General features: G+C 50.7%; 10 protein-coding genes. 4 read left to right on the top strand and 6 right to left on the bottom strand.

Features of this window, described 5'->3' with window-relative positions:
• Nucleotides 1-172 precede the first annotated feature (172 nt).
• From JW499_RS01965 to panD, 3 genes are all read right to left on the bottom strand, one after another.
• Nucleotides 173-553, bottom strand: coding sequence for a VOC family protein (locus tag JW499_RS01965; protein WP_205209009.1), 381 nt, complete (start codon nt 551-553; stop codon nt 173-175).
• Between the two features lie 158 nt (nt 554-711).
• Nucleotides 712-2601: a propionyl-CoA synthetase gene (locus JW499_RS01960; protein WP_205209008.1), complete on the bottom strand. Its 1890-nt coding sequence runs from the start codon at nt 2599-2601 to the stop codon at nt 712-714.
• 338 nt (nt 2602-2939) lie between these two features.
• On the bottom strand, nt 2940-3374 hold the full coding sequence (panD, locus tag JW499_RS01955) for an aspartate 1-decarboxylase (protein WP_091359212.1): 435 nt from the start codon (nt 3372-3374) through the stop codon (nt 2940-2942).
• Between the two features lie 469 nt (nt 3375-3843).
• On the opposite strand from panD, the gene JW499_RS01950 reads away from it, so the two are divergent.
• From JW499_RS01950 to metH, 3 genes are all read left to right on the top strand, one after another.
• Nucleotides 3844-4164 carry a cupredoxin domain-containing protein gene (locus JW499_RS01950; RefSeq protein ID WP_205209007.1) on the top strand — a complete coding sequence of 107 codons (321 nt, stop codon included), beginning with the start codon at nt 3844-3846 and terminating at the stop codon, nt 4162-4164.
• A 19-nt stretch (nt 4165-4183) separates the two neighbouring features.
• Nucleotides 4184-5011, top strand: a complete 828-nt coding sequence (locus JW499_RS01945) for an FTR1 family iron permease (RefSeq protein WP_205209006.1) — start codon at nt 4184-4186, stop codon at nt 5009-5011.
• Nucleotides 5012-5260: 249 nt separating this feature from the next.
• Nucleotides 5261-8977, top strand: coding sequence for a methionine synthase (metH, locus tag JW499_RS01940; protein ID WP_205209005.1), 3717 nt, complete (start codon nt 5261-5263; stop codon nt 8975-8977).
• A 68-nt stretch (nt 8978-9045) separates the two neighbouring features.
• Here the strand turns inward: metH and JW499_RS01935 are convergent, their stop codons facing one another.
• The 3 genes from JW499_RS01935 to mtgA all read right to left on the bottom strand — a co-directional run bounded on the left by JW499_RS01935 (nt 9046) and on the right by mtgA (nt 10938).
• The gene (locus tag JW499_RS01935; protein WP_205209004.1) at nt 9046-9858 is read right to left on the bottom strand and encodes a transglutaminase-like domain-containing protein; all 813 of its coding nucleotides are present in this window, start codon (nt 9856-9858) and stop codon (nt 9046-9048) included.
• A 6-nt stretch (nt 9859-9864) separates the two neighbouring features.
• Complete coding sequence (locus JW499_RS01930) at nt 9865-10095, bottom strand: DUF350 domain-containing protein (RefSeq protein ID WP_091359092.1); 231 nt, start codon at nt 10093-10095, stop codon at nt 9865-9867.
• 150 nt (nt 10096-10245) lie between these two features.
• The gene (mtgA, locus tag JW499_RS01925; RefSeq protein WP_205209003.1) at nt 10246-10938 is read right to left on the bottom strand and encodes a monofunctional biosynthetic peptidoglycan transglycosylase; all 693 of its coding nucleotides are present in this window, start codon (nt 10936-10938) and stop codon (nt 10246-10248) included.
• 153 nt (nt 10939-11091) lie between these two features.
• Between mtgA and JW499_RS01920 the strand changes: the two genes are divergently transcribed.
• Nucleotides 11092-12039 (top strand): 5'-nucleotidase, encoded by a 948-nt coding sequence (locus tag JW499_RS01920; RefSeq protein WP_205209002.1) that lies wholly within the window; start codon nt 11092-11094, stop codon nt 12037-12039.

Here is a 12039-nt window from a genome sequence, read left to right as displayed (position 1 = left end):
GCCAGCGTAACCTCTCAGAAGACTTTTATATGAGCCAATAAATATCGCAGTGCTGTGTAGCAACCCGACAGAATGACGGCTAAAAGTATTCGCCGAATAGTTGATACCGGAAGCCAATGTTCGTCGATTAAGCAGAATTTATGAATATGTGTGCCGGGCATTAATGCACTATTTAATTCATCGAATGCAGACCAAACATATTCCCTTCGGTGTCCATTGCTAACGAGATGAATCCATACTCACCAATTGACATTTTTGCTTTCTGAACTCTGCCGCCAGCAGCATTAACTATTGACTCCTGAACAGCACAGTCTTCGCAGGAGAAGTAGATAAGCGTACTGTTTCCTCCTGCGGCAAAGCCCTCCATTCTGACCAAAGCACCGGTCGCGCCATATTTGTCCATATCTGCTGGGAAAGACAGCATCTCTACACTGGAATCTTCAGGATTACTCAATAGTTCCAGGTGAACGCCGAGCACAGTTTCATAAAACTTTCGTGCTCTGGCCATCTGGTCTACATAAATTTCAAACCACACAACAGGGTTATCAGACATAGTCGGTACCTCAATGGTTATCTTACCGCCTGACGATTAGTAGTCCCTCTATGGGTGGAAAAGTGTATGTCAGCGGTGCTGATATACACTGTAGCTCAAAATAAAAAAGGCAGCCATATGGCTGCCTGAAGGTAGTAAAACACTTTAATCCGTCGAGATCAGCTTACCAGACCATTACGCCCCATGATCTCCTGAATTTCTGGCAGAGATGCCGGATCATCAATGGTAGACGGGACTGTGTAATCCTGCCCATCGGCGATCTGGCGCAGCAATTTACGCAGGATCTTACCCGAGCGGGTTTTAGGCAGGCGCTGAACGACGATGGCGCGACGGAAGCAGGCTACGGCGCCGATCTCTTTACGCACCATCGCCACCAGCTCTGATTCGAGCTGCTCTGCATCGATCTCAACACCGTTCTTAAGCAGAACCAGGCCGATGGGTTGCTGTCCTTTCAGAGGATCATTAATGCCGATAACGGCACATTCGGCAACCGCCGGATGGTCAGCGACGATCTCTTCCATCTCGCCGGTTGAGAGCCGGTGGCCCGCGACATTGATCACATCATCGGTGCGCCCCATGATGAATACATAACCATCTTCATCTTTATAACCACCATCTCCCGAGCAGTAATAACCAGGAAACTCTGACAGATAACCGGTACGGAAACGTTCAAAATCTCCCCACACGGTTGGCAGGCAGCTTGGCGGCAAAGGGAGTTTAATGGCAATATTGCCCTGCTCCCCATTAGGCAGCTCGTTACCCTCATGGTCCAGAATCTGGATATTAAAGCCACTGACTGGCACCGTCGCTGAACCCGGCTTGGGTTCAAGCATCTCTACACCGGTCAGGTTACCGCAGATCGCCCAGCCAGTTTCCGTCTGCCACCAGTGATCGATAACCGGCTTACCCAGAGTCTCTTTGGTCCAGTGGTAGGTAGGCGGATCAAGTCGCTCGCCCGCCATAAAGACTGTTTGCAGCTTACTCAGATCATACTGTTTAAGCAGCTCTGAGTCGGGATCCTCTTTCTTGATCGCACGGAAAGCGGTAGGTGCTGCAAACAGCGCTTTAGCACCATACTCTGCACAGACACGCCAGAAAGCGCCGGCATCCGGCGTTTTAATCGGCTTACCTTCGTAAACGATGGTGGTACAACCCGCCAACAGTGGACCATAAACAATATAGGAGTGCCCCACTACCCAGCCAACATCGGAAGCCGCCCAGAACACTTCGCCCGGTTCCATGTTGTAGATCGCTTTCATACTGTATTTCAGTGCTACGGCATGTCCGCCATTATCACGCACCACACCTTTTGGCTTGCCGGTCGTACCAGAGGTGTACAGTATGTAGAGAGGATCTGTCGCATTAACGGGTGTGCAATCCGCTGGCTCTGCTGTGGCAACCGCCTGCGCCCAGTCAATATCACGACCTTCGAGCATTGATGCGGTCACTTGAGGACGCTGGAAAATAATGCAGCTATCAGGTTTATGGGCGGATTTCTCAATCGCTTCATCCAGCAGCGGCTTATATTCAATCACCTTGGCGATCTCAATACCACAGGAGGCGGTGACAACCACTTTTGGCTCGGCATCATCGATACGTACCGCCAGCTCGTGGGGGGCAAAGCCACCAAACACAACGGAGTGGATCGCTCCAAGCCGGGCAACGGCAAGCATAGCGATAACCGCTTCAGCGATCATCGGCATATAAATAACCACCCGATCGCCCTTCTCTACGCCCTGAGATTTGAGGACGCCAGCAAAGGTTGCCACAGCATCGCGCAACTCAGAATAGGTGTAGCGCTGTTTAGTATCTGTGACAGGGGAGTCATAGATCAGTGCGTCCTGATCTCCACGGCCACTTTCAACATGGTAGTCCAGAGCCAGATAGGCGGTATTCATCTCACCATCAGCAAACCAGCGATCAATACCATTCTCATCTTTGCTCAGGATCGTTTCAGGGGTCTTAAACCACTTGATCGCTTCAGCTTTCTCCGCCCAGAAAGCCTCAGGAGTTTCGATTGATCTTCTGTATTCTTCTTTATATGACATAGCACTGGCCCTTCGCTGTAACCATTATTATATGTTTCAGACCGGCATCACCTGCTTTTGTTATAGGCTTATCATGGTTGTCTGCAGGTGTCGCCTCATGTGTCACACTCTAACCGAGAAGCAGGTAAAATAAACTACTACAAAAGGCTAAATTGTCTACGATATGGCGATGAATTTCAGACAAACTGCTTTTTTATGACTAAATCCGTGATAACTAAATAATGATACAGATCAATTGTCGACAATCTGGGCCTCGTAATTTTGGACATGCTGTTCAAAACGGCATAAAAAAAAGCTGCCCGAAGGCAGCTTAAGGAAACAGATTTGCCTGGGTTTTATCAGTTATTTTCCTGAACTGCGATGCTGTTTTTAATGCCCGTCATGATATTGCGCTGATGCAGTTCTTCATCACTGACCCGGTGAGCATCGTTCTCATTTTTAGCATTTTCGAAATAGCAGAGGGTTGGCTGAAAACTCTCAGCCTCCTGCTCATCCAGTTGCACATAGGAACAGATAATGAGCAGATCACCTTTTGAAGCACGGTGTGCCGCAGCCCCGTTAACAGAGATAATACCGCTGTTGTCTTCACCACGAATTGCGTATGTAGTGAAGCGCTCACCGTTATTGATGTTGTAGATATGTATCTGTTCATACTCTTTAATGCCGGAGCGTTCGAGTAATACACCATCAATGGCACAGGAGCCTTCATAGTGAAGCTCCGCATGGGTAACCGTAACCCGATGGAGTTTTGCTTTTAAGAAAGTTTGCAGCATATTAATGACCTGAGTCTCAATCAGCCGGATCACCGACATAAACCTTGCTGAAATATTCAGCATACCTCTGCCAGTATCACGTCATTCCGCGATCACTGGCCCCAGGCCGATCCATCGGCCCCATCATAGCCGCAGCTATGGAATAGTTTTTCAGGTCTGTTTACAACACTGAAACTATAGGCAGCCATAAGGTAATTTTTATAATAACTAACGTTATAGATTTACTTACCTTTTGACGGAAGCAATTGTACCAGCTAATTTAAAAAATTTAAGTAACTTATCAGAGACACTGAACCCTTGGGGTTTATTAACGAAGAGAGACTATGCAACTCATCCGTATATTAAATCCCCGGATAGTGCTTTCCGACTCTGTTATGCAGATTCTGATGCGGAGGATGTTGCACTCGCTTTCGCGAATCTATATGATAATCATTATTATTAACTCTCAACCTAATTTCGAGACCCTGCTATGAAAAAACTTCTGATTGCTGCCCTGTTTGCCACTTCCACAACAGCAATGGCTGCTGAAACCCGTTTTGAGATTTCGATAAAGGATCATATGTTCTCGCCTGCCGAAGTCACTATACCGGCGAATCAGCGGGTGAAACTGGTGGTTTCTAATGAAGACGCCACCCCTGAAGAGTTTGAAGGGGAAGACTTCACTCTGGAAAAAGTGATTCCAGGAAACAGTAAAGCAACTATTATGGTTGGGCCCTTTGAGCCAGGTCGTTATGAGTTTGTCGGGGAATTTCATGAAGACACAGCCAAAGGTGTCCTGATCGTTGAGTAATTATTGCTGAGGCAGACCTATGTTAAGCTCCGCTGTTATCGTATTTCGTGAAGTGCTTGAAGCGGCATTGATTGTCAGTATCTTGCTGGCGGCTACCTGTGGCCTGCCCCGCCGGACGCTGTGGATCGGTGCGGGCCTTATCGCGGGACTGGCCGGTGCCTGTATTGTCGCGCTTTTCGCAGGTTCCATCACCAGTGCTTTTGAGGGGACCGGCCAGGAACTGATGAATGCTTCCATTCTTCTGATAGCCGTTCTGATGCTGGCCTGGCACAACATCTGGATGTCTCATCACGCCCGGGAACTGGTCGCCCACATGAAAAACGTCAGCGCTAAAATAACTGACGGCTCACTACCTCTCTACTTTCTCGCGGTTGCCTCTGGTATGGCAGTGTTGCGGGAAGGCTCTGAGGTGGTGCTGTTCATGTATAGCGTCACTGCCAGCGGCAGCTCTGCAAGCTCCATGATGACCGGCAGCATCCTCGGCGTGATCGCTGGTATTCTGGTGGGACGTCTGATCTATAGCGGGTTATTGCGAATCCCTACCGCCCGCCTGTTCCAGTATACCGGCTGGATGATTCTGTTACTGGCAGCCGGTCTGGCAGCGTCCGCTTCAGGCTATCTGATGCAGGCAGGTATTCTGCCCTATCAGGCTCCACTCTGGGATAGTGGCGCGCTGCTCTCAGAAAAATCGATTACAGGCCAGCTACTGCATATTCTGATCGGATATCAGGAGCGCCCTACTGCGATCCATCTGATCTTCTATCTGGTTACGCTGTGCACTATCATAGCGGGTATGCGCTGGGTAGGTCATCGCTCTAATCTGAGACTGCAAAACTCAGGCGCTTAACTTCAGACATCAGCGATCTGACCTCTACAACCCACTCAGTCGCCCTGTCCTGGCTGAGTGGGTTTTGTCTTTCTGCAATGACCGTTTTTTCAAACGCAGCCAGTATATCAACGACAAAAAAGTTCTCTGAGCACTGATCTGTCAGGCTCTACAAATATATTTCATCATCAATTGAGTGTAACTCACCCACAAGCCCGATAATTTAGTTAAAATAGCCGCCTTTACAATAGGTTATTGGTAGGTTTATACGTGTCGGCACATACTTCTGTAGATAAAACAGTTCAACTGAAACAAGCCCTGTCAGAACGCATACTGGTTCTCGATGGCGGTATGGGCACCATGATTCAGGATCGCAAACTGAACGAGGCTGATTTTCGTGGTGAACGGTTTGCCGACTGGAAGGTCGATCTGCAGGGAAACAACGATCTGCTGGTGTTGACGCAACCTGATATTATCAGCGATATCCACCGCGCCTATCTGGATGCTGGTGCCGATATACTGGAAACCAACACTTTTAACGCAACTGCTATCGCTATGGCTGATTACGAGATGGAGACGATCAGCCATGAGATCAATCGGGTAGCCGCCCAACTGGCCCGCAAAGTGGCTGATGAGGTTACTGCGTTAACCCCGGATAGACCCCGTTATGTCGCAGGCGTTCTTGGCCCGACTAACCGTACCTGCTCTATCTCTCCGGATGTGAACGATCCAGGATTCCGTAATATCAGTTTTGATCAGTTAGTCGAGGCGTATACCGAGTCCATTGACGGCCTGATAAAAGGTGGCGTGGATATCATTCTGATCGAAACCATCTTCGATACGCTGAATGCCAAAGCCGCCATCTTTGCGGTCGACCAGTATTTTGAAGATAACACTATGCGCCTGCCGGTGATGATCTCCGGCACCATCACTGACGCCTCAGGACGGACACTGTCCGGCCAGACCACTGAAGCGTTCTGGAACTCTGTGCGTCATATCAAGCCCCTGTCAATCGGACTGAACTGCGCCCTGGGGCCTAAAGAGCTGCGTCAGTATGTGGAAGAGCTTTCCCGTATCGCAGACACTCATGTATCCGCTCACCCGAACGCAGGTCTGCCAAACGCCTTTGGCGGTTACGACGAATCGCCCGAACAGATGGCGACAGAGATTCGTGAGTGGGCTCAGGCGGGCTTCCTGAATATTATCGGTGGCTGCTGCGGCACAACACCGGCACACGTTACCGCTATGGGTAATGCCGCTAATGAGTTCGCTCCGCGACAGATTCCTGAGATTCCTGTTGAGTGTCGCCTTTCCGGCCTGGAACCGCAAAATATCAATAAAGACACCCTGTTTGTTAATGTCGGCGAGCGGACTAACGTCACCGGATCGGCAATGTTCAAACGCCTGATTAAAGAGGGAGACTACGAAACTGCTCTGGATGTTGCCCGTCAACAGGTTGAAAACGGTGCCCAGATCATCGATATCAATATGGATGAAGGGATGCTGGATGCAGAAGCGGCGATGGTTCGCTTTCTGACACTGATCGCCTCTGAACCGGATATCTCAAGGGTTCCGATCATGATCGACTCCTCTAAATGGGAGGTGATCGAAGCAGGCCTGAAATGTATTCAGGGTAAAGGCGTGGTGAACTCCATCAGCCTTAAAGAGGGTGAAGAGAAGTTTATCTATCAGGCCAACCTGTTGCGTCGCTATGGTGCTGCGGTGGTGGTCATGGCATTCGATGAGGATGGCCAGGCGGACACAGAAGAGCGCAAAATCCAGATCTGTGAACGCTCCTACAAAGTGCTCACTGAGAAGGTCGGCTTTCCACCAGAAGATATTATCTTCGATCCGAATATCTTTGCCGTGGCGACAGGGATTGAGGAACACAATAATTATGCGCTGGACTTTATCCGCGCTACGGGCTGGATTAAGAAGAATCTGCCCTATGCGATGATCTCTGGCGGCGTATCTAACGTGTCATTCTCGTTCCGCGGTAATAACCCGGTGCGGGAAGCGATCCACTGTGTATTCCTCTATCACGCGATTCAGCAAGGGATGGATATGGGTATCGTTAACGCCGGTCAGTTGGCAATCTACGATGACCTGCCGGAAGAGCTGCGGGTTGCGGTTGAGGCTGTGATCCTCAACACCTCGGATGAGGCTACCGAAAACCTGCTGGAAATTGCTGAGAAATATCGCGGTGATGGTGCTCAGGTTGAGGAGAAAACCCAGGAATGGCGGAGCCTTCCGGTTCAGGAGCGTCTGTCCCACTCGCTGGTAAAAGGGATCGCCGAATATATTGATGACGATGTCGAAGAGTGCCGCCACCTCTATGACCGCCCTATCCAGGTGATCGAAGGCCCGCTGATGGATGGCATGGGCGTGGTAGGTGACTTATTCGGCGCAGGTAAGATGTTCCTGCCTCAGGTGGTAAAATCTGCCCGGGTAATGAAAAAAGCGGTCGCCTATCTGATGCCCTTTATCGAAGAGGAGAAAGCGGGCGCGGCCAGCGAAACTGCCGGCAAGATCCTCATGGCCACGGTAAAGGGTGATGTTCATGATATCGGTAAAAACATCGTTGGGGTGGTGCTCCAGTGTAATAACTACGAAATTATCGACCTCGGCGTGATGGTGCCGGCAGAGACAATTCTGCGCACCGCACGTGAAGAGAATGTTGATATTATCGGTCTTTCTGGTCTGATCACTCCATCGCTGGATGAGATGGTCCATGTAGCCAGAGAGATGGAGCGCCAGGGCTTTAATATTCCGCTGATGATTGGCGGGGCTACCACCTCTAAAGCGCATACCGCAGTGAAAATTGATCAGGCATACAGCCGTGACCAGGTAGTCCATGTGACCAATGCATCGCGGGCGGTAAACGTTGCCAGCACCCTGCTGTCCAAAGAACGAAAAGCGGCCTATGTGCAGGAGATACAGGAGGATTATGAAACCGTACGACAGCGTTATGCTGAACGCCAAAGCCAGGCGCGTCGGATTTCACTGATTCAGGCCCGGGCCAACAAATTCAAGATCGACTGGGATAGCTATACCCCTCCGGTCCCCGCACAGCCGGGGATCCAGATCTTCGAGAATATCGACCTGAATGAGCTGCGTGACTACATCGACTGGACCCCGTTCTTCCATTCATGGGAGCTGGCGGGACGTTACCCACGCATTCTGACAGATGAGGTTATCGGTGAAGAGGCGACCCGCCTGTTTCATGATGCTCAGCAGATGCTGGATGATATTATCGCCAACAAGAAGCTGGAAGCCCGGGCGGTGATCGGTCTGTTCCCGGCTAACAGTGTCGACGATGACGATATTGAACTGTATACCGATGACAGTCGTTCAGAGGTGCTAGTGAACCTGCATCATCTGCGCCAGCAGGTCGAGAAAACCGATGGCAAGGCAAATATGTGCCTCGCCGATTTCATCGCACCGAAAGCGAGTGGTAAAGCTGACTACTTCGGCGCTTTTGCGGTCACCGCCGGTATTGGTGATCAGGCGATGATCGACGCCTATGAAGCCGATCACGATGATTATCACAGTATTATGGTGAAAGCCCTGGCGGACCGGTTAGCCGAAGCACTGGCTGAGTATATGCACGCCCGTACCCGGCGTGAGTTCTGGGGCTATGCGGCTGATGAAAGCCTGGATAACGAAGCACTGATCAGAGAGAAATATCAGGGCATCCGCCCTGCCCCCGGTTACCCAGCCTGCCCGGAACACACCGAGAAAGGACTGTTGTGGAAACTGCTGGATGTCGAGAACCGGATTGGTATGCAGCTGACCGATAGTTATGCCATGCTGCCGACCTCTTCGGTCAGCGGCTGGTATTTCAGCCATCCGCAATCACAGTATTTCGGTGTCGCCAAGATCGGTGAAGATCAACTGGAATCCTATGCCAAACGCACCGGTATGGAGAAAACCGAAGCGGAACGCTGGTTATCACCAAACCTGGGGTATGAACCGGACGATAGCTGATCGATAGAGCAAAAAAATCCGCCCTCAGTGGCGGATTTTTTTTTACCGGTGCCGGCCTCAGTCAGCCACTATCTATCGGCCAGATAGTGACTTCTCTTAACCCAGTCAGACGATGCATAATCAGTGGTAAAGCGGGAGCCCTGATTTTGCCAGAAATCAGTGTTGTTAAACATGAAGGTGGGATGATATTTAGTCTGCAAGCGAGCCAGTGGAAACGCTTTCAGGCGATTGAGGCCACGCTTTCGGGTTGTTTCAAGCAGAAATTCCTGGCCCTCTGCAAACAACACAACCCAGGCGTGCCCCTCTCCATCATAGTCGCCAACGACAACCCGGGCATCGTAGCCCAGGCCGATGAGCCAGTCGGCCACCAGAATGGCGTGGTCTTCACAGTCCCCTACCTCAGAAAAAAACGCCTGCTGGCTACTTTGCCAGACCTCAGGGCGGCCCGGATAGGTGATATGGTCAAACTGATACTTTTTTCGACGGGCTACCGTATAGAGCGCCAGTACCGGATTCTCAACCCGGAACGGCATATAGCCATCAAAATAGCTGTTCACCAGATGATAACGCCGGTCGACACCCGGAGCGATCATGATATATGCTCCCAGGTCGGCCTGACCAAACAGATAGATGCTGGGTTTTTCCCGGTGTTTATTGAGAATCTTATCAATATCCAACTGATTCAGCGTGATGCCATTCGCCATTAACTGGAGCGATCCGCTGCGTAATAACCCGGGAGATGCGTTGGGGTCAGATGGCAGTGGCAGACGCTCTAATGCCTCGGCAATCATAAGATCCGGCGAGCGCTGGTGTTGCTGTAGCGCTGAGGTCAGTATGATGACGAGAATAAACAGCGCGCCCTGACCCAGGCGTTTTAACATGGCCGGTTACCCTTTCAGACCCGAGGCAACAATAATGGCGACGAAGATCAGTACGGTTGAGGCAAATATCGAAACCGCGATATTGCCCTTCTTCATCTCCTCCTCAATATCGATATTTTTGAGTAACCGCTTATCGATCCATAACAGAGCATACACTCCCACCACCAGAGCGATGATGGTGTAACTCAGATTCAATAACAGATTGATCAGAGAGGCGCTGAAAAACTCCATTTCCATAGAGGACGATCCTTAAATTCAGGTTAGCAGGACAAGACAGATAGCCAGCCAAATCAGTCTGGCTGACGCTGATTCTGAATCAATAGGCGTCACTAATCCAGTCAGTTTTGCATATCTTTTGTGACATCAGGCAATCTGCTATGGCCCGCGTTACGGGTTCCAGTGCTCCGGCCCCAGCAACTGCATCTGATGGGTGATCCAGCGAATGCGCTGCCAGACATAGTTGCTGGGGTTGGCAGCACGCAAACGGTACGGGTTGGGTAACACCGCGGCTAAGCGCGCCGCTTCGATCGGGGACAGTCGCTGAGCCGGTTTATGGAAATAAGCCTGACTGGCCGCTTCAACACCATAGATCCCCGGACCAAACTCGACAATATTGAGATAAACCTCCAGAATACGCTGCTTGGTCCACAGGGCCTCCATCAACACCGCCAGCCCCGCCTCAAGTCCTTTGCGCAGATAGCTTTTGGTGGGCCACAGGAACAGGTTTTTTGCGGTCTGCTGTGTCAGGGTGCTGGCGCCTCTGATTCGGCCGCCTTTCTCATTGTCACTGAGGGCATCTGCTATTGATTCCAGATCCAGCCCCCAATGTTGCGGAAACTTCTGATCTTCAGAGGCGATGACCGCGAGCTGCATCGCCCCGGAAATCTGATCAAGAGGCGCCCAGATATGCTGACTGTGAGCCGGATATCCCTGTGGCGGATTAAGGTCCCGTTGTATCTTCCACATCCATATAGCCGGGTCGATAAAACGCAGCATCAGCACCAGTAGTACCGGAAGCAGAATCAGTATGAGCAGCACTCGGATCAGCCACTTGCGAATAGAGAAACGGGAAACAGTCAATATCGGATTACCGCAGAGTTAGGGGCACAATAGATGTAGAACTGATCATACCCAACACAGTCCATTTTTTGAACAGCGATCAATAATGATTCGCGACCCGTTGTATGGTTAACTAACAACACAGATCTGGCGATCATAATAATGGACAGTAACATGACACTTGCCCTGGATGAGGTTCTGGTGGTTGGTATTTCCAGCCGCGCGCTGTTTAACCTGGAACATGAAAACCGTATCTACCAGCAACAGGATGTAGAGGCTTACCGCCGTTACCAGTTTGAACAGGAGAATAAAATTCTCGAGAAAGGGACCGCCTTTCATCTGGTGGAAGCGCTGCTCAGCCTGAACACCCTTTCCGACGAGCGACTGGTCGAAGTGGTGGTGATGTCTAAAAACAGCCCTGATACCGGTTTGCGCGTATTGAAATCAATTCAGCACTACGGCCTGGATATTACCCGATCAGCCTTTACCGGAGGTGAATCACTCGCCCCTTTCCTGCAGGCATACAGTGTCGATCTGCTGTTAACCCGACACCCGGATGATGCGCAGGTGGCGATCGATACCCAGGATTGTGCTGCGGCGCTGATATACGATCCCCCCGAGAGTTTTCAGCCGGACCATGACACTATCAGAATAGCTTTTGATGCTGATGCGGTACTATTCTCTGATGAGTCAGAATATATCTATAAAACCGAAGGGCTGGAACGGTTTCAGGAAAATGAGTCAGACAATGAAGATGTCGTGCTTCCCGATGGTCCCTTTGCCAAACTGGTCAGAGTGCTTTCCAGACTCAACAGTAAACTGGGAGCAGATCGCTCTCCCCTGAGACTGTCCATCGTGACGGCCCGCAACGGCCCGGCGCACTTGCGGGTTATTAAGACCTTGCGGCAATGGGGAGTCAATGTTGATCAGGCTTTTTTTCTCGGAGGGATGAGTAAAGAGCCGGTTTTGAGTGCTTTACGTCCCCATATCTTTTTTGACGATCAGCCCGCGCACCTGGTATCAGCCTCAAAACGGGTTCCCAGCAGTCAGGTTCCCTACCGCAGCGATTCACTGATCAACAGCCTGCCTCAGGCCTCCCACAGTGAAACCGGGGAGGATTAA

The organism is Amphritea pacifica (assembly GCF_016924145.1).
Classification (GTDB): Bacteria; Pseudomonadota; Gammaproteobacteria; order Pseudomonadales; family Balneatricaceae; genus Amphritea; species Amphritea pacifica.
The sequence above is the reverse complement of the archived record's forward strand: the minus strand, read 5'-3'. Positions and strand labels throughout refer to the sequence as shown.